Origin of the sequence: Bacillus sp. 0209A (genome assembly GCF_036765095.1) — a bacterium.
GTDB lineage: Bacteria > Bacillota > Bacilli > Bacillales > Bacillaceae > Bacillus > Bacillus subtilis_G.
Genome location: NZ_JBAIZV010000002.1, coordinates 483,165 through 501,768, shown reverse-complemented (window position 1 = coordinate 501,768; position 18,604 = coordinate 483,165). Strand labels below are relative to the sequence as shown.

The 18,604-nt window shown below is 44.5% G+C and carries 20 protein-coding genes; 5 read left to right on the top strand and 15 right to left on the bottom strand.

Annotated elements, in window-relative coordinates; all coding sequences use genetic code 11:
* Nucleotides 1-164 precede the first annotated feature (164 nt).
* The 5 genes from uglF to V6D44_RS07770 all read right to left on the bottom strand — a co-directional run bounded on the left by uglF (nucleotide 165) and on the right by V6D44_RS07770 (nucleotide 4,324).
* The gene (uglF, locus tag V6D44_RS07790) at nucleotides 165-1,487 is read right to left on the bottom strand and encodes a UDP-glucose 6-dehydrogenase UglF (RefSeq protein ID WP_202327930.1); all 1,323 of its coding nucleotides are present in this window, start codon (nucleotides 1,485-1,487) and stop codon (nucleotides 165-167) included.
* A gap of 195 nt (nucleotides 1,488-1,682) precedes the next feature.
* Nucleotides 1,683-2,447, bottom strand: a complete 765-nt coding sequence (locus V6D44_RS07785) for a tyrosine-protein phosphatase (protein ID WP_087992645.1) — start codon at nucleotides 2,445-2,447, stop codon at nucleotides 1,683-1,685.
* Between the two features lie 48 nt (nucleotides 2,448-2,495).
* Nucleotides 2,496-3,212: a CpsD/CapB family tyrosine-protein kinase gene (locus V6D44_RS07780; RefSeq protein WP_087992646.1), complete on the bottom strand. Its 717-nt coding sequence runs from the start codon at nucleotides 3,210-3,212 to the stop codon at nucleotides 2,496-2,498.
* Nucleotides 3,202-3,948, bottom strand: a complete 747-nt coding sequence (locus V6D44_RS07775) for a YveK family protein (RefSeq protein ID WP_087992647.1) — start codon at nucleotides 3,946-3,948, stop codon at nucleotides 3,202-3,204. The genes V6D44_RS07780 and V6D44_RS07775 overlap by 11 nt, the downstream gene beginning before the upstream one ends.
* 232 nt (nucleotides 3,949-4,180) lie before the next feature.
* Nucleotides 4,181-4,324: a hypothetical protein gene (locus V6D44_RS07770; RefSeq protein WP_003221769.1), complete on the bottom strand. Its 144-nt coding sequence runs from the start codon at nucleotides 4,322-4,324 to the stop codon at nucleotides 4,181-4,183.
* A gap of 203 nt (nucleotides 4,325-4,527) precedes the next feature.
* Between V6D44_RS07770 and V6D44_RS07765 the strand changes: the two genes are divergently transcribed.
* Nucleotides 4,528-6,138, top strand: coding sequence for an SWIM zinc finger family protein (locus V6D44_RS07765; protein WP_087992648.1), 1,611 nt, complete (start codon nucleotides 4,528-4,530; stop codon nucleotides 6,136-6,138).
* Nucleotides 6,125-8,893: a DEAD/DEAH box helicase gene (locus V6D44_RS07760; protein WP_087992649.1), complete on the top strand. Its 2,769-nt coding sequence runs from the start codon at nucleotides 6,125-6,127 to the stop codon at nucleotides 8,891-8,893. The genes V6D44_RS07765 and V6D44_RS07760 overlap by 14 nt, the downstream gene beginning before the upstream one ends.
* Nucleotides 8,894-9,023: 130 nt before the next feature.
* On the opposite strand, the gene V6D44_RS07755 is transcribed toward V6D44_RS07760, so the two are convergent.
* From V6D44_RS07755 to ywpG, 4 genes are all read right to left on the bottom strand, one after another.
* Entirely contained in the window at nucleotides 9,024-9,881 is an 858-nt protein-coding gene (locus V6D44_RS07755) for a Cof-type HAD-IIB family hydrolase (RefSeq protein ID WP_333516484.1), read from the bottom strand.
* A complete protein-coding gene (glcR, locus tag V6D44_RS07750; RefSeq protein ID WP_087992806.1) occupies nucleotides 9,862-10,662 on the bottom strand; it encodes a transcriptional regulator GlcR in 801 nt (266 codons plus the stop codon). Before glcR ends, V6D44_RS07755 begins: the two co-directional genes overlap by 20 nt.
* Before the next feature lie 225 nt (nucleotides 10,663-10,887).
* A complete protein-coding gene (gene ssbB, locus V6D44_RS07745; protein ID WP_014665657.1) occupies nucleotides 10,888-11,229 on the bottom strand; it encodes a single-stranded DNA-binding protein SsbB in 342 nt (113 codons plus the stop codon).
* Nucleotides 11,230-11,305: 76 nt separating this feature from the next.
* Entirely contained in the window at nucleotides 11,306-11,689 is a 384-nt protein-coding gene (ywpG, locus tag V6D44_RS07740; protein ID WP_087992650.1) for a DynA interaction protein YwpG, read from the bottom strand.
* Between the two features lie 174 nt (nucleotides 11,690-11,863).
* Here ywpG and V6D44_RS07735 point away from each other — a divergent pair, with 174 nt between their 5' ends.
* Both V6D44_RS07735 and blaOXA read left to right on the top strand, forming a co-directional pair.
* On the top strand, nucleotides 11,864-12,274 hold the full coding sequence (locus tag V6D44_RS07735) for a YwpF-like family protein (protein ID WP_087992807.1): 411 nt from the start codon (nucleotides 11,864-11,866) through the stop codon (nucleotides 12,272-12,274).
* A gap of 42 nt (nucleotides 12,275-12,316) precedes the next feature.
* On the top strand, nucleotides 12,317-13,120 hold the full coding sequence (gene blaOXA, locus V6D44_RS07730) for a class D beta-lactamase (RefSeq protein WP_087992651.1): 804 nt from the start codon (nucleotides 12,317-12,319) through the stop codon (nucleotides 13,118-13,120).
* Nucleotides 13,121-13,148: 28 nt separating this feature from the next.
* Here the strand turns inward: blaOXA and mscL are convergent, their stop codons facing one another.
* Nucleotides 13,149-13,541, bottom strand: coding sequence for a large conductance mechanosensitive channel protein MscL (mscL, locus tag V6D44_RS07725; protein ID WP_087992808.1), 393 nt, complete (start codon nucleotides 13,539-13,541; stop codon nucleotides 13,149-13,151).
* Between the two features lie 71 nt (nucleotides 13,542-13,612).
* Nucleotides 13,613-14,038, bottom strand: a complete 426-nt coding sequence (gene fabZ / locus V6D44_RS07720; protein ID WP_003235662.1) for a 3-hydroxyacyl-ACP dehydratase FabZ — start codon at nucleotides 14,036-14,038, stop codon at nucleotides 13,613-13,615.
* A 192-nt stretch (nucleotides 14,039-14,230) separates the two neighbouring features.
* Between fabZ and V6D44_RS07715 the strand changes: the two genes are divergently transcribed.
* Nucleotides 14,231-15,295, top strand: coding sequence for a response regulator aspartate phosphatase (locus tag V6D44_RS07715; RefSeq protein WP_087992652.1), 1,065 nt, complete (start codon nucleotides 14,231-14,233; stop codon nucleotides 15,293-15,295).
* A 20-nt stretch (nucleotides 15,296-15,315) separates the two neighbouring features.
* Here the strand turns inward: V6D44_RS07715 and flhP are convergent, their stop codons facing one another.
* The 4 genes from flhP to spoIIID form a co-directional block, all read right to left on the bottom strand.
* Nucleotides 15,316-16,125, bottom strand: a complete 810-nt coding sequence (flhP, locus tag V6D44_RS07710; RefSeq protein WP_289348491.1) for a flagellar hook-basal body complex protein FlhP — start codon at nucleotides 16,123-16,125, stop codon at nucleotides 15,316-15,318.
* A 32-nt stretch (nucleotides 16,126-16,157) separates the two neighbouring features.
* Nucleotides 16,158-16,970: a flagellar hook-basal body complex protein FlhO gene (gene flhO / locus V6D44_RS07705; RefSeq protein ID WP_289348493.1), complete on the bottom strand. Its 813-nt coding sequence runs from the start codon at nucleotides 16,968-16,970 to the stop codon at nucleotides 16,158-16,160.
* Nucleotides 16,971-17,130: 160 nt separating this feature from the next.
* Nucleotides 17,131-18,132, bottom strand: coding sequence for a cell shape-determining protein Mbl (mbl, locus tag V6D44_RS07700; protein WP_003221803.1), 1,002 nt, complete (start codon nucleotides 18,130-18,132; stop codon nucleotides 17,131-17,133).
* 179 nt (nucleotides 18,133-18,311) lie between these two features.
* Nucleotides 18,312-18,593, bottom strand: a complete 282-nt coding sequence (spoIIID, locus tag V6D44_RS07695; protein ID WP_019715977.1) for a sporulation transcriptional regulator SpoIIID — start codon at nucleotides 18,591-18,593, stop codon at nucleotides 18,312-18,314.
* Nucleotides 18,594-18,604: the final 11 nt, after the last annotated feature.

The following is an 18,604-nucleotide window of genomic DNA, read 5'->3' as shown; positions in this document are numbered from 1 at the left end:
TGATATTGAAGCACCTAAAGTCATAGTTATAAAGGCACTTGAAAGAGACAGATATTGATGATCTATCTCTTGTTGTAAGAGTACATTCTGCTTTTGTTATTTTTCGTTTTAGACCTTAGCAGAAAAGAAAAAAACCGGCTCCCAGCCAGTTTTCTCTTTTCCAACTATTGAATTGCACCTGCTGGAACAACCGCCTTCCGTCCCACAGAATAATATTCCACCCCTGCAGCGGCTGCTTCATCCAATGTGTAGCAGTTTCTGCCGTCAAAGATGAGCGGCGTTTCCATCAAGTTCTGATAGGCCGCTAACGGGAATTGTTTAATGTCGGCCCAGTCGGTTAAAATCATGACGGCGTCAGAGCCTTTGACAGCTTCCTCGATTGTCTCTTTATATTCAACGGCTTCTGGCAGAACACGCTTTGCATGGTCCGCGGCAATCGGATCATAGGCTTTCATATGGGCGTCGAGCGCAGCGAGACGGTCTGCGATGACAATCGACGGCGCTTCCCTCAAATCATCTGTATTCGGTTTAAATGACAGTCCCAAAAGGGCAATCGTTTTTCCCGTCACCCCGCCGAGCCTGTTCAGCGCTTTATCTACCAGGATCGCCTGCTGATTGTTGTTGACTTTGATGACCGATTTCAGCAGCTCAAAATCATGCTCGACATTGCCGGCAATTTGCACGAGGGCGTTTGTGTCCTTCGGAAAACAAGAGCCGCCGTAACCTATGCCCGCTTTTAAAAACTGGCTCCCGATCCGCTTATCCTGTCCCATGCCGTACGCGACTGCTTCAATATCGGCGCCGACCTTTTCACATATATTTGAAATTTCATTTATAAAACTGATTTTAGTGGCCAGAAAAGCATTTGAGGCATATTTGATCATCTCGGCGCTTCTGATATCCGTTTGATAAATCGGAATTTGGAACGGGCGGAAAAGCTCCTCAAGCGTCTTGGCTGTTGTCTGATCCGCTGTTCCGATCACGATCCTATCGCCATGAAACGTGTCAGAGATCGCTGACCCTTCACGTAAAAATTCCGGATTGGACGCGACCGAAATGCTGACAGGCGCCGCAAGATGTTCAGTGATCAGCCCCTTAATCAAATCGTTTGTCCCGACGGGCACTGTGCTTTTCGTTACCACGATGGCATCCTGTTTGACATGCCGGGCGATGCGTTTGGCCGCATCTGTAATATGCTCCAGATTCGCGTGCCCGTCGCTTTTCTGCGGTGTACCGACCGCTATAAAAATAATGTCTGCCTGTGCCAAGCCTTTCTCATAGCTCATTTCAAAGTTCAGCCGTCCATCAGCTGTATTTTTCCTCATCAGCTCTTCAAGACCCGGTTCAAATATGGGGGAAATGCCCTTTCTCATTTCATCAATCTTGTGAGCGTCAATATCAATGCAGGTTACATGATATCCAATCTCAGAAAGAGAAACACCTGTCACAAGACCGACATAGCCTGTTCCGATGACTGTTATATTCATTGTTTCCCTCCAACAGTTAAATTGCTGCTTTGCAGCTTCCATAATATCGTATGAGAACATCCTATCATGAATGCGGATGATCTCCCGCATAGCCTGTCGGGTTCAGCCTGTACAGATTTCTGAAATGTGATTCAATCATACAATATACTATTATATCGCGCACAGAAAGGAAGTGGTGAAATGAGAACCGGCTGTTTAAAAGAGCCCAAATAATTTTCTTCTCTTGACCGGCCGCGGAGGCTGTCTGAAGATCGTCTGATTCTGCAGGAGAAGCTCAGCGTTTTCCGTCAGTATATAAGGAAATTCCCGACCGAATTCTTTCTCAAGAACATCAAGGGCTTCCCGGCAGCGAAAGTCTCTTGTTTTCAGATTATGAGCATCTGAGGCTACGAAATGAATCAAATTGGCTTCAGCCAGCCGGAGAGAAAATGCTTTCATCTGTTTTCCGAAAGTCCCCGCAAGACTTCCTGAAGTAATCTGAGATACCGCTCCTTTCTCCACAAGATGATACAGCAAGGATGGGTTTTCGCGAATTTCCCTGTTGCGTTCAGGATGGGCGATAACCGGAATATATCCTTTCAGCTGCAACTCATAAAAGAGCCGCTCCGCATAGCGGGGAACCTGATCAAACGGAAACTCAATCAGGATGTATTTTGTATCATTCAGCGAGAGCAGCTGCCGTTCAGCAAGGCCCCGCTCTAAATCGCCGTAGATTCTGATTTCCTGCCCCGGAAGCACGGTTAAAGGGATATTTTCTTTGATTAAACGTTTGTTTAACTGATCTGCCGCTTCTCTGACTGCCGCCGGCTCGTTTTCATACACACCGTTCTTATGATGCGGTGTCGCTACAATCGTCCGGATTCCCTGACGAACAGCGGCTCTTGCCATTTCTATGCTGTCAGCTGAAACGCTTGCCCCGTCATCCATTCCAGGAAGAATGTGACAGTGGATATCTATCATGTCTTAGCCCCCTTTTTCCGCAAAAATAAATAACGGGCAAGATGCACGTTATTTATTTTGTATGAAGTTATCCTTGTTTCCGTAGTATCCATATGCAGAATCCCTCGAAAACTTTTTGCCGTTCATAATCGCCCCAAGGAGCTTGCTATTGCACGATTCAAGTGCCTCTTTCGCTTTTGCGGCTTGTTCTTTTTCTGTTTTACCGCTTGAAATAACCAAAATAGAACCGTCTGCCACGCTCCCTAAAATCTGTGCATCCGCTACAGCGAGAATAGGCGGCGTATCAAAAATGACCATGTCATATGCCGCACACGCCTCGTCGGCAAGTTCTTTCATCCACTTTGAGGAGAGAAGCTCGGCCGGGTTTGGCGGGATCGGGCCGCTCGTCAGCACGTCAAGCTGTTTTTCATTAGATGTTTGTACAGCCTGTTCCAGTGAACTTTTCTTTAATAAAACAGATGTTAAACCTATTATATTTTCAAGATGAAAGGCTGTATGTACTGTTGGTCTTCGCAAATCAGCGTCAATCAGGAGCACTTTTTTTCCCTGCTGGGCAAATACGACAGCAAGATTAGCGGCCGTTGTTGATTTTCCTTCTCCGGGACAGGCCGATGTAATCATCACTGATTTCATTTGACGATCCACTGAAGCAAATTCTATATTCGTACGAATCGTCCTATATTGTTCAGAGTTCAAGGATTTCGGCTCTGTCATCGCAATGACATTCCTGCGCATCCAAGAGCCTCTGCTTTTTTTAAGCGCCAAAATGCCCACTCCCCGCTTTTTCAGATTGGATACCGTGTAAGCTTGCCGCTTTTTTCTGCTCATTTGCAATGGTGGAAACCGTCCCTAAAACAGGTATGTCCAGCAAGGATTCGAGCTGTTCTTCCGATTTGATCGTATTGTCCAAATACTCAAGCAGGAACGCCAGTCCGATGCTTCCCGCCAATCCCGCCGCGAACGCGATAGCAATGTTTAGGAGCGGCTTTGGCGATACAGGTGACGGATGTCCTGAAACCTCGGCTTTTGACAAAATGCTGACATTGTCAACATTCATAATGGTTGTGATTTTGTCTTGAAAGACAGATGCGATGGTATTGGCAATATGAGCCGCTGTTTCCGCATTTACATCCTTGACTGATATGTTGACCACTTGGGAGTCCTGCTCGCTGGATACGGTAATTTTGTCATTCAGCTCTTGAGAGGTCATCGACAGGCCCATCTCTTTAATGACTTCGTCTAAGATGGCAGGGCTCTTAATGATGACGTTATACGTATTGATTAACTGAAGATTGGTTTGGACATCATTAAATTGGACTTCTTTTCGGTCGTTTTTCGATTGATTGACCAGAATCTGAGTTGATTTTTCATAGATGGGTGTAAGTGCGAAGAAACTGATAAGTCCGCCGGCAGCAGTGGCAGCTGCGGTTACAATCATAATCAAAAGCATGCGTTTTCTTAACGTTGATAATATCTCTTTTAAACTAGTAGATTCTCCCATGATACCTCCAAATCTCTTATAGCATCCTTTTCCATATACGATTATACAACGTAGAAACCGCATTTCTCCAGATTTTCACGTGACATTATTCGACATTTTTTTACAAAACCTTATGTTGCGATCGTTTATGAAAGCGCTCTATTTTCTACCTTGACAAAGATGCCCTTTTTCTTCCATTCAGGCGTTCACGTCTTCTCGCATAAAAAAACCCCGCATCAGGCGTGCGGGATTCTTATGTTGCATATCCATTTTTAATATGAGAAATTAAATTTTCAAGCATTTCCTTCGTCGTCATCTCAGATGACCGTTCACCAATCTCATGTGCATGCATCAAAATTTTCAGAAATTCCTCTTGATTCAATTTCTTTTCACTCATCTTCTTGTTCCTTTCAGCTTCCATTAAGTTGAAAACACGATTATTATATGATGCTGATTCTCAATTTGCAATCTCTAATACATCATTCGACACATCCCATTTTTTATGTCCTTTTTTAGGAAAAACTTTTTCAGGCCGATGTGTTGCGATATAATAGAGAAATTGGATCTTTTTATTACGTGACTCGGTTAGGAGCGATAATCATGCTTCAGAATATGATTTCCAAAGACGATGTGCTGGCATCCGCTGAACAGTTGAAAGAACTGCTTCCTTACAATGAGGAACATGTTCAGCTGATTAAAAAAGCACTTATTTTATATCGGCAGGATTCAGTCTATCGTTTACAAGCAGTGAGTCCGACGGAAGTTACGGCTTACGTGCAGGATGTTGTGCCTGTGCGGGTCACATTGAACTTGTTTGCCATAGCCAAAAGCGGCTGTTCATGTCCGTCCAGAAGAATCTGCCGCCATATGCTGGCTGTTTTTTTATATGTATATGCAATGTTCGAGCGAGTGGGTACCTTTACAGAGCATTGGCTGGAGAGGGAAAAGCTCGAGGAAAGCAAAGAACTCGTCCGCCGGCAATTTCAGGAAAAAGTGCTTCCTAATGAAGAATCGCTTTCTAGCTGGCTTGCTTTTTTTGATTCAGAGTTCTCTCTCTGGCAGGCGCGCACGCCGGAAGGCAGCCAAAATATGCAGGGCCTCTATTACGGCTACCTGTCCGCTTTAAAAAAGCACACGCCAAACAAGCCGGAGCTAAAAAACCTGTACCAGATTCATTCCGCGATTGCGGTGTGGCTTCGCATGTTTACATTGATTGAAGCGGGCAAACTGAACCCCGATCAAGACTTTTATTCCCTCAATCCGTATGTTGAACAGCTGATGGATACGATCTACAGCTCTATTGATAAATTAAAAACATACGCGCTGTCATTCGCGCTTGATCCGTTTTTGGAGAGAACACCCGATGTTATCCGGCATTTGCTCTTGAAAGAAGATATTTTCCAATATGAACGCATCCGCATTTTCGGTGAAATTTGGAGCGCGTTGCTGTCGCGGCCAAAATGGGTGGCACGTGAACAGGACATTTTGAAAAAAGAGGCTGGACGGCGCTTTTCTCCTGAATTGCAATTCGGGCGCCTGCATTTGGAATTCCTGCAAAAGAATGATGATGTTATTTTTGCGGAAGCTGGTCAATTCCCGCCGGATGCGCTGCCATATACGTTTCAATGGCTGAGTGAAATCACTGCCAAAAAAGATTGGAAAAGGCTGAAAACATGGTATCAGCGAATTGAATCGATTGCGATGGGTTATACGAAACTCGATAAGCCGTTTAAAGAAATTCGCGACGTGATCGGCGAGCTGTTTCTTCTGCTGAATGCCTATGTGAAGCAAACCAATGACCAAGCGCTGTTTGAACGCTATGCTGCAGGCTGCCTGCCGTATACGTTCACAGAATACAGCCATCATTTATATGAGCAAAAACGATATGCCGAGTGGATCGAAATTCACAGCCTTGTCGGCTTTTCCATCTATGAAATGGATAAAATGATGCTGAAAGAAATTGCAGCGGGCGACCCGGAGGCGCTTATCCCGGCTTACCACAGAGAAGTGGCCTTTTTTATCGATCAGAAAAACCGCAGCTCGTACAAGGAAGCCGCCCGGCATTTAAAAAAACTGCGCACCCTGTACAGAAAAGCGAAGAAATTGAAGGTGTGGGAGCGGTATATTCAGCAGCTGAGCTCGCATTATAAGCGCCTGCGCGCGCTTCAAGAAGAACTGCAGAAAGGAAAGTTGATTGATGGCGAGTCTTAAAGAAATACTCATTCACGTCGAACAAATGGAAGATGGGTCATTTACGCTCTCAGCCTTTGATGAGAATGAGCAGCCCCTTCCCTACAGCCATATGAAGAGGCATTTGTTCCAATGGCATGAATCCTCATTTTACGGAACCTTTCTTGAGGATGTCAGCTTCATCGGGACAACCGCTGTTTTGCTTTCTCCATGGATGACTGTAGAGCTTCTCGGCAAAAACTCGTTCAACTCATTCAGCTCCGTGCAGCTTACAGAAGAAACGGAGCCGCTGATTGAGGCGGCATCAACCATCTATGAATTTATCGCAGACGGTGATTATCTGCCTGACTATGAAGCATGGACAAACGGTGTTTTTCGCTGGAAGGACCGCGATAATATGCTGGATGGCTTTACGGCGGATTGGTTTTCCGCCGCAGTGCAGGATTACGTCCAATACGACGATGACCTGCAGGAGAAATGGGAGCACATCAAGGAGAAATCGCCTGCGGTCACGTCATTCCGCGGACATTTTCTTGATGAAGAGGATTTTCTTGAAGGCATCGGCTGGATTGACGATCGATCTCCATTTACAGTCGGCCTGCGCTTAAATGAGCCGGATTTTGACGGAGACGATTGGAAAATCGAACTGTTTTTACGCGATAAAAAGAACGGCGCTGTTGAATTCTTTGACGGGCTGAAAAGCCTCAAAAAATCATGGCAGGCGCACAGCGATAAAATCGCGCGTGAGCAAGACCGCTTTCACAGAACGGTTCCGTGGCTGTCATTTGATTCCGGGACCACTCTGATTTCGGAGGAAGAAGCCTGGATCTTTCTGTCAGAAGCGAGTGAAACGCTTGTCGATATGGGCGTTGAAATCCTCCTGCCGTCCTGGTGGCAAATTGTCAGAGACAGCAACATGATGCTGAAGGCAAAGGTGTCATCCGCCCCACGCGGCGAGTCATTTGTCGGCATGAATGCGCTGCTTGATTTCAACTGGCGGTTTGCAACAAATGGAATTGAGCTGACTGAGGCCGAATTTAATGAGCTTGTCGCCAGCAACAGGCGCCTTGTTAATATCCGCGGGCAATGGGTCAAAATTGATCCGCAGTTTATCAAACAGATGAAACGCCTGATGGAAAAAGCGGAATCAGAAGGACTCCACATGTCTGATATTCTGTCGCGAGAACTAATGGATCAAGAGGAAGGCGGGCTTGAGGATTCAGATCTGATTGATACATCCGCTTTTGCCGGCATTCAATTCGATCTGTCCAAACAGCTCCGGTCACTGATTCGGAAGCTTACTGCCGCTGAAAACCTGCCGGATCACGAAGTCAGTCCTTCTTTCAAAGGCACGCTCCGCCCCTATCAGAAATACGGCATGAACTGGCTGCTGTTTCTGCGGGAAAGCGGTTTTGGCTCCTGTCTGGCTGACGACATGGGCCTTGGAAAAACGATTCAAATGATCGCCTATTTCCTTCACGTGAAGGAAAGCGGCCGGCAAAAAACGCCGAATTTGATTATCGCGCCGACATCCGTACTCGGCAACTGGCAGCGGGAGCTTCAAACCTTTGCTCCTGACCTGACTGTAGCGCTCCATTATGGGCCGCGCCGGCCAAAAGGTGATGATTTCGACGCGCATTACGAAAACGCAGATGTGGTACTCACTTCATACGGACTGTCTCATGCCGATTCGGAAGAGCTGTCTTCTGTGACATGGAACACAATCTGTCTTGATGAAGCGCAAAATATTAAAAACGCGCATACGAAGCAATCACGCGCAATCAGAAAGCTTAAAGGGCTTCACCATATCGCGCTGAGCGGAACGCCAATGGAAAACCGTTTGACCGAGCTGTGGTCCATTTTTGACTTCATGAATAAAGGCTACCTCGGCAGTCTGACGGGCTTCCATAAACGCTATGTGCTGCCGATCGAAAAAGACCGGGACGAAAAAAGAATCGGACAGCTTCAACAATTAATCCGGCCATTCCTTCTTAGGCGGACGAAACGGGATGAAGAGGTCGCGCTTAATCTTCCTGAAAAGCTGGAAGAAAAAGAATTTATCCCGCTGTCAGCCGAACAAGCGTCACTTTATGAGCAGCTTGTCAAAGACACATTTGACCATATGACATCACTGACCGGCATGCAGCGAAAAGCGCTGATCCTCAGCATGCTCGGACGGCTTAAACAAATATGCGATCATCCCGCGCTTTATTTAAAGGAAGATCAGACCGAATTGTTGGCCGGCAGATCAGTTAAGCTCGAAAAATTGCTGGAACTCATGACGGCGATCCGCGCCCAAAACGAAAGCTGCCTCATTTTCACGCAATACATTCAGATGGGGAACATGATGAAACGGCTGCTTGAAAAAACGTTCGGCGAACCCGTGCAATTTTTGAACGGGAGTCTCTCCAAGCAGGAGCGGGATACACTCGTTGAGAAATTCCAGAAGAAAGAATACCCGACACTGATTCTTTCATTAAAAGCTGGAGGCACCGGGCTCAATTTGACCGCCGCCAATCACGTCATCCATTATGACAGATGGTGGAACCCGGCGGTTGAAAACCAGGCCACTGACCGGGCATACCGCATTGGCCAAGAGCGCTTTGTCCACGTTCATAAAATGATTACGACGGGAACAATCGAAGAAAAAATTGATGTCATGCTTGAATCGAAACAAACCCTGAACGACCAAATTATCCAAAGTGAAAACTGGATTACCGAGCTTTCCACACAGGCACTCGAAGAATTGTTTACATTAAGCGCCTCAGCGCGATGATCACGACTATAAAAAAGCTGGCTCTTTGAAAGAGCCAGCTTTTTTCCGTTCGTAGCCGTCACGCCGGAATGTCCAGAGAATCCGTTACGCCGGTTATTAATAGGATGCACTTTTGATGCAGCATATAAACCTACAGTAAATGTTTAATCATATGTGCGACGCCGTGTTCGTCATTGGTCAAGGTTACAGCGTCGGCCATCGCTTTGATATCTTCCCGCGCATTGCCCATCGCTACACCTTTTCCCGCAGCCTCCAGCATCGATTTGTCATTTAAGCTGTCACCGACAGCCGCGGTTTCTTCGATCGGAATATTCAGCCGTTCCGCAAGCCGCGCCAGTGCCTGCCCCTTGGAAGCTTTGCAGGAAGAAAGCTCAAAGTTATGCTCAGCCGAACTGACAAGTGTTAAATCTTCAGCATGTTCATATCTTTTCCAGCCTGCCTCAAGCTTCTCTTTGAAGAAAGAAAAACCGAGAATATTATAAAAATCGATCTGCTGATCAGTTTCAAACAGCTCTTGAAACGAGCCAATGTAAGCGAAGCCCGATTGGCTGTATTGCACTTCGGCCGCCTGCATAAGGACAGAAAGATCCGCCTCCGGATTTGCGCTTCTGAATCGGTCCAGTTCAACTTCAAGAAGCTCTCTGCCGTTTTGCGGCGTATAAATGGCTGAATCTGTGAATACCTCGTAGTAATAGTTTTCCGACGCAAGCCATGAGAGAATGTCATACGCCCGTTGTTTCTCAATGGTTTCCTGATGATAAAGCCTGCCGTCAGGATCGTGAATGACGGCGCCGTTCGCGCTGATGACCCACGTTTTGATCCCGAGCGGCTCAAAAATCGACATGACGTCAAAATGAGCGCGCCCAGTTGACACCACCACTTCAATGCCGTCCCGCTGCGCCTGCCGCAGCGCGTTTTCATTTGCCAAGCTTACTTGATGCTTGCTGTTGAGTAAGGTTCCATCTAAGTCAATCGCAATTAATTTCACGTTTGTCAGCCCTTTCTTCATCCTGCTCTGTTACGAGAAGTTCCACCCCGTTACGGTCAAGCAAATCACAAAATGCCTGATTCGGCAGCCTGTCTGTGACCAAGAGATCGATTTCGCTCAGCTCCGCATACTGATAAAAACTGGTACTTCCCAGTTTCGAATGATCTGCAAGCGCGATCACCTGCTTTGCCTGCTGAATCATTTTTCGCTTCACCATGCCATCTTCTTCATGTGCAATTGTAATGCCATGCTCAGAAATGCCGACCACACCGATCAGCGCTTTATCGACGTGATAACTTGAGAGCTTTTCAATCACAGAGGCACCGTACAGAAAGCGGTGCTCCTTTTCCAGTTTGCCCCCCAACAGGTAGATTTCAATTCCTTCTTTATCGGACAGCACTTCGGCCAGATTAATCGAGTTGGTAATCACCGTGCAATCATCCGCATTCATATGTTCTGCACATGCCTGAACGGTTGTAGAGGCATCTAAAATCACCCGGTCACCATTATGAATGAGCGATGCGGCAAGCCTGCCAATCTCGCTTTTTTCCTCGGACACTGTATTCAGGCGGCCGGAATAACTTTGAATTTTCTGATGCACAGTCGGCAAAATGGCACCGCCCCTTGTGCGGATGATGGCATTCTGTTCCTCCAGCTTCACAAGATCCCGTCTGGCTGTATCTCTTGAGACTTGAAGAAGCGTACAGATCTGCTCCGTTGTAATTCGGTTATGCTGTTTTAAAAAATCCAAAATCGCTACTAATCTTTCTTCTTGGTACACGCCCTCATTCCTTTTCTGATCTATCATCTTTAAGTGATTATAAGTTTTCCGAGAAATACAATCAATGATTTTAAGTGATTTTAAGCAAAAATGCATCATAAGAACCAATTTATCCTAAATATCATAAAAAGAAAGACCAGCCTGGTCGACTGGTCAATTTTGAGGGGATGATGCGGAGATTCTAATAATCGTGAAAGGATAGAAAACGGGAGGATCAGGGGTTTGTCAATCGGCAGCTTTTTCACGGGGTTTAGGGTCCATAAAACGAACAGTGTCAGCCAACACTTCTGTTACATACACGTTAACGCCTTCTGCGTTTTCATAGCTCCTTGTCTGAATCCGTCCGCTAACGCCGACGAGAGAACCTTTTTGGCAATATAACGCTGTGTTTTCAGCGGTTTTTCTCCAAAGCGTGCAATTGACGTAATCGGCCTCGATTTCACCTGAAGCATTCTTGAAGCTGCGGTTTACCGCGAGCGTAACGTGTGCGACTGCCGCACCGGCGGAAGTGTAGCGAAGCTCAGGATCTTTTGTAAGACGTCCGACAAGCATAACCTGATTGAACATGCGATTCCTCCTCTCCTTGCGCTTATATGTATTGTAGATGATGCAATGAGAAAAGAAAAACGCTTAAAAATGACTTTCAGCCTCTGTTTTTATCTTTTGTTTTCATTTTTCCTTCAGCTAAAAACATCTTTTGTTTTTTCCCTTTAAAGAAATATGTACTTTTTAAAAACCGGAAAAATATTTGCTTTGTCAGCCAATTTTGCGTATTCATACACACATAGGAAGAGCCATCCCACGCAAACCACTGAAAGCTCAGTTTTTTTTCCGGCATTGACAGCTCGATTTTATATTGCTCCATGCCGTCTTGCGTTTCGTATAAAAAGCTTATCCTTCTTTTTTTGTTCAGATGGACCTCAAAAACTTCTTTACGGCTTAACATATATGTTACTTCCTTTTGAATTAAACAGTTTTCAGAAGGAGTGCCGTCAATATAAATTTCTTTTAAGCGAAATTGATTCATACACATCTCTCCGTAATCCATAGTCAGTTACAGTATAATGAAAAAATTGAAATTATTAAATGTTTCGCCAATACAAAGTTCTTTAGTCCCGGCATTGCACGTTTTTTCCTCTAAAACGTTTATGTTATAATGGAAGGCAAGAAATCTTTGGAAGTAATCGGGGTGAGAATAGAAATGAAAACCTTTAAACTAGTTGACCTGAATGTGGAACGAGTGGACAAGGAAGAGAAATCAATTGAACAGTTTCCCCTTATTGACGGACTGATTATAAATAAAGAAGACGGTGAAAATCACTGGCTGATTGAAGCGCTTGTAGCGAAAGAGCACCTGTCTTTTTTTGAACAGCTTCAAAACAGCCAAACTGAAGCCACAGTATTTGTAACGATCACGAAAAAAAGCAATCGCCCCGCCCAGCTGACAGCGGCAGTGAAAAATATTGTCAAACTGGAAGAAAGCATACAGGTTTTAATCTACGGACAAATGGTCACAAGAAAACAGCATGGCACTGAAACCCTTCTGGAATCCCTTGTAAAAGAGGGCTATACAGGAACAAAACTGATTGAGGCGTTTAAGCAAAAAATATAAATGAGAGGGACATGTCCCCTCTTCAGGTGCAGAGGTGAAAATATGAGTAAGCGAAAGATGCAAGCAATCTTTTTATCACTTATCGGTGCGGCTCTCCTCATGACATCAAGTCTACAGACACCTACAGAAGCAGAAGCTGCTGAGAAAAACACAAATTCGAAAAAGCTGAAGGTTGATGAATTCTTCACAGATTACGACGGCACTTTTATATTGCGGGATCTAAAAAACGAAAAAACCTTTGTCTACAACGATCAGCGCGCAAAACAAAGATTTGCGCCGCAGTCGACATTTAAAGTTCCTAATGCGCTTATCGGATTACAAACAGGCGCTGTTAAAGATGAATATGACATCAAATACTGGGACGGCGTCAAACGGGAACTCGACGTTTGGAACCAAGACCACACGCTTGGCTCCGCTATGAGATATTCAGTTGTTTGGTATTACCAAGCAATGGCCCGGGACATCGGAGAAAAGCGAATGAAAGAATGGGTTGAAAAAATAAGTTACGGCAACCAAGACATCAGCGGCGGAATTGACCAATTCTGGCTAAGCAGCACTCTCAAAATCTCTCCTTTAGAACAAACAGATTTTATGGAATCGTTATACAAAGAAAAACTCCCATTTGACAAAAACGTCATGAAGACGGTAAAACGGATGATGGTTCAGGAAGATGAAGATCACTATATTCTTTATGGAAAAACTGGCTCTGGCTCTGGCATCGGCTGGTATACAGGCTTTGTCAAAACCGAGCACGGGGCGTACAGTTTCGTGACGAACATTGACGGAACCGGAACAGAAGCAAAAAGCACCACTATGGACATTTTGAAGAAGTATGTTCTTCATTAAAAAACCGCCGTTTGAACGGCGGTTTTCTTTATTCCGGCGACCTTGTTTGCTGCTTCAGCAGATCTCTGATTTCTTTCAGCAGCTCCTCTTGAGCATCCGGCGCTTCCGCCGCTTCTTCTTCTTCTGCTTCTTTTTTGCGCCTTAATCCATTTAAAATCCGAATCACAATAAAAATGGAAAACGATATGATTAAGAAATTCACAATCGTTTGTATAAAGCTGCCGTACTTCACTACAGCATCGCCAAATGTAAACGAAAGGTTTGAAAAATCAAGCCCTCCCAGCAGCAAGCCCACCAAAGGCATGATGATATCATTTACTAGAGATGTGACGATCTTTCCGAATGCGCCTCCTATTACAACACCAATCGCGAGGTCAACGATGTTTCCGCGCATAGCAAAAGCCTTAAATTCATTCCACATACAATCACCTGCTTTCTCATGTTTTGAAAGAAAAAAGACAAATGTGCCGCTGCCCATCTGCCTTTTTTCATTTACTCTCCGAGAGCAAAAGTCAGTTCGACTTCGCAAACGACTTCGCCATCGACTGTAGCAACGCCTTTTCCGCGCCCGATTGTTCCGCGCGCACGAGTGATTTCCACTTCGAGATGAAGCTGATCACCAGGCTTGACTTGTTTTTTAAACCGGCAATTATCAATGCCTGCAAAGAATGCCAGTCTGCCGCGGTTTTCTTCTTTAATCAGCATCGCAACAGCTCCGACTTGAGCAAGCGCTTCTACGATTAACACGCCGGGCATGACCGGATACTGAGGAAAATGTCCGTTAAAGAACTCTTCATTTGCGGTTACATTTTTATAGCCTTTTGCCCGTTTGCCCTCTTCAACTTCCGTAATCCGGTCTACAAGCAAAAACGGATAACGGTGAGGAATAATTTCTTTAATTTGCTGAGTATCAAGCATTCTCTTGACATCTCCTTCATCTGCATTAGTATGTATAGCAATCATCAAAGATCCATTCTGTACATTTGAAAAGTATATTATGAATTAAACTCTTTTTCAACAGGCGCTAAGATGTAACCAACTGTCAATGAGAGCCGTCAATAGTTATGATATGATAATTATAGATTTTACCAATAGCAAAGAGGTAGGAAAATGATTTCGAAGTTTATTGAAAAAAGGATGCAAAACATGTTAAACGAGTGGTATTCCGCAATAAGCAAACGCAAAATGAATCACGTTTGCTCAGTGAAAGAAAAAATTGACCAGCACCTTCCGAAGTTCAAAAAGAACACAAAACTTTGGATGCGTTATCAATTGTTTCAGGCCCGCCATCAGCTGCTTTTCGAAAACCAGAACGGACTTAATGCATTGTTCGATGATCTATACGGTCTGGAAGACAAAATGGATGATGAATTGAAATATTATCTGTATTTTTTCTCAGGATTATACGAAATGGTAAAAACAGCTCCGAAACATGCAGTGAATCATTTTAAAAAAGCTGAACAGTACCTGGCCGCCATCCAAAACACGTTTGAAGCCGCTGATTTATATTATCAAACTGCCGGCGCCTACTACTTGATGAAATCACCGCCGCTTTCCATCCAATACGTCAAAAAAGCATTAGACATCTATTTACAACAATTCGGCTATATCAAAAAGGTGATCACCTGCAAGCTTTTGCTTGCCGTTAATTATATTGATCAAGAACGGTATGAAAAAGCTGAGCAGCTTTTCGAAGAAATCATTAGGAAAACCCGGCAATTACATGACGAAAACCTGCTATGCCACGCTTATTATAATCTTGGCTTTTTAAAAGCGACCGAAAAAAAAGACCAGGAAGCGCTTCTTTACTTTACAAAAGTATTAAAGAATCAAGAATTTGAAACGAATTCTCCAGTCTCGTATCTGCACTGTGTGTACGAATCTGTCAGAGCGCTTTTTAAAACAGGACAGATCACAGAAGCGAAAGCCATCCTGCAAAAAGGGAAAGAATTATCTGAAAAGGTAGACATTCAAACCATTTATTTAAAATTAAAAACGCTTGAGGCGCTCTATACATCAGTTGAAGACCCCTATGATCTGCTGCTCGAATATGTGCTTGAGTTAGAAAAAATTGAAGCTTGGGTGGATTTAGAAGTGCTTTTAGAAGACATCACGGAATACTACAAAAAAAAGGACGATTTCGAAAAAGCCGCTTTTTTTATCATGCGCGGCTGATTGAAAACGCCCATTTCTTATTATCTGACTGAATTAATTAAACCGAGCATTTGATCTCCCATTGTAATCGTTCTGCTGTTCAGCTGATAGGAACGCTGGGACGTGATCAAATCTGTCATTTGTTCTGAAATATCAACATTGGACATCTCAAGCGAACCCTGCTGCATGCCGATGTCCTGTCTATTAGCGCCATTCAGCTCTTCAAAAGCTGCCGCATTATCAATAGAGAAAAGGTTATTCCCTTCCGATTTCAGCTCTTGAGGGTTATTCACTTGGACAACTCCGAGATTAAACCGCTGGACCGCGTTTCCGTCAGATGCGGTTAAGGTGCCGGTTTCATTGATGGTGATATTTTTCATTGAGCTGTCGATGTTCACTGTATTGCCGTTTTCATCAAGCACCGGATGCCCATTTCCAGTTACGAGCTGAAGCTGGTTGGCATTCGCAGCTGAAGGCGTTACATACAGTGCTCCGTCCCTCGTGTACTGGCGGTTTCCATTTACGTTCACCTGAAGATATTGGTATGGAGACGTAAACGCGATATCCAGGTCGCGATCCGTCTTCTGAATGCTTCCCTGATCAGACACAAGGCGTGAATTCATCATCGCCCCAACGCCAAGGCGCAAGCCGGGCGGTGTTTTTCGGGCTTTTGCCACGTCCTCATTTTTTTCATCAACCTGATCGAATTGCTGTCTGACAAGCTCAGAAAAATTCGTATCTTTTGCCTTATAGCCGGTTGTGTTGCTGTTTGAAAGGTTGCTGCTGATTGTGTCAATTTGCTGCTGCAGCTGGTTTAAGGTTGTTGATGCCGTTAGCATTGACCTGAGCATAGTTGATGTCCCCCGTTTTTTCTTCCGTTATCTTAGATTTTTCCGATTTCATTGGCTGCTTTATCCATACTTTTATCGTAAGCCTGAATCACCTTCTGATTGGCCTCAAACGATCTGTACGCTTCAGTCATTTCTGTATAGGCGCTTGTCACATCCACGTTTGAAAGCTCAGAGACGCCTTGGTTTAATGAATAGGAGACCTGGTTATTTCCAGCTGCGCTTGGCAGATCATTCCCGTCCGCCGTGCTGTACAAATCATTTCCGTCCCGTTTCAGATCGCGGACATCCTCCGCCATTCTGACATCAATCTGGCCGGCTGTCCGCCCGTTCGTTGTCACAGTACCGTTTTCAGACACAGTGAAATTCTCATTATCAACAGTGATTGGCTGGCCATCCGTTGATAAAATAGGATTTCCATTGATCGTCAGCTGATTATTCTCATTTAGTGAAAATGTGCTGCTTTTTGAATAACGGATTCCGTCCGCTGTCTGAACCGGATAAAAAAGGGCCGCGTTTTCATTGGTTTCCGCATGAACCGGCACTTGATTTTCGACCAATGTGATGTCTGTAGGCTGATCTGTGGACTTAAGGCTTCCCTGTGTGAAAAGAGGCTTAAGTTCCTGCATATACACACCGGTATTCACAGAACCGATTTCTGTCTTCGATGTTCCGGCCGGAGATTTTGATTCTATTCTGCTGAGCAGCATTTCAGGAAAGGCGCGCATGGAGCCTTGTTCTGCTTTATATCCTGATGTATTGGCGTTTGCGATATTATTTGAAAGCATTTCCGTTCTGCGCTGCTGGGCAATCATTGCGGATGTTGCTGTATATAATCCTTTTAACAAATTTCCCACCTCTAAAATGGCATATTTTCCAGTTGTCATATAGGAACGTTCGTTCTATAATAAAAATCAGTATTTTATCCTATTATCGTCATTTATCATCCATTCGTGAAGGCTTTTCCATAAAAAAACCTCATTCTTTTTCAGAATGAGGTTTGTGAAATCAGCTTAGTTTGCGTTTAGGAAGCTTGTCCATATTATCAAGCATGACACCTGTGCCGATGGCTACGCAATCCATAGGATTTTCAGCGACGAGGACCGGTACCTTCAGCTCTTCTGCAAGCAGCTGGTCAAGGCCGTTTAAGAGCGCGCCTCCGCCGGTAATGATAACACCGCGGTCAATAATATCAGCGGAAAGTTCAGGCGGTGTTCTTTCAAGCACTTGTTTCGCAGCCTGCACAATAACAGCGACAGATTCACGAAGGGCTTCTTCAACTTCTTTACTGTTTACTGTAATTGTTCTTGGAAGACCGGAAACCATGTCCCGCCCGCGAATGGAAATTTCCTCGTGACGTGCGTCTGGGAAAACCGTTGCGACTTTAACCTTAATATCTTCCGCAGTACGTTCGCCGATCAGCAGCTTGTACTCGCGTTTGATGTAATTTAAGATTTCCATGTCAAACTTGTCCCCAGCCATTTTAATAGAAGAGGAGGTGACAATATCGCCCATTGAAATAACCGCGATATCCGTCGTCCCGCCTCCGATGTCTACAACCATGTTACCGCTTGGCTGGAATATTTCCATACCCGCGCCGATAGCGGCAACTTTAGGTTCTTCTTCAAGGTACACATGTTTACCGCCGCTTTTTTCTGCAGCTTCTTTGATTGCTTTCTGCTCAACGGATGTGATATTCGTCGGGCAGCAAATGAGCATGCGCGGTTTTGAGAACAGGCCTTTTACATTCAGCTTGTTAATAAAATGCTTGAGCATTGCTTCTGTTACTTCAAAATCAGCGATAACTCCGTCTTTCAGCGGGCGAATCGCAACAATATTCCCAGGTGTACGTCCAACCATTCGTCTTGCCTCTTCGCCAACCGCCAGCACTTTGCCGCTGTTTTTATCAAGTGCAACTACGGAAGGTTCATTCAAAACAATTCCTTTACCTTTAACATGGATCAGTACATTTGCAGTACCGAGGTCAATACCAATATCCCTTGCAAACATCTATTTATATCCTCCTTGAAAATCTGTTTCACAGTAAATATCCACATTGTGCCCTAATTATATATATTATCATAAAATATAGAAAAAAAGTTGGAAGCACATTAAGTTCTTTACAAATTTTTGCGGATGTTTTATGAACGATTTCAGGGAAGACACTGCTGGCTGATGACAGCAGGTGATTACGATTGCTGAACAGGTTCTCCTTCGAGAATATCGTCTTTTTTATATTTCAGTTTTGTCGCTTCTCCTCCTCTTAAATGCCTGATGGATTTATGATAATCGAGTATTTCTTTCACTTCGTTTGCCAAGTCAGGATTAATTTCAGGCAGACGCTCTGTTAAATCCTTGTGTACTGTACTTTTGGAAACACCAAATTCCTTCGCAATGACACGAACGGTTTTCTTTGTCTCCACGATGTACTTTCCTATCTTGATTGTTCGCTCTTTGATGTAATCGTGCACACCACTCGACC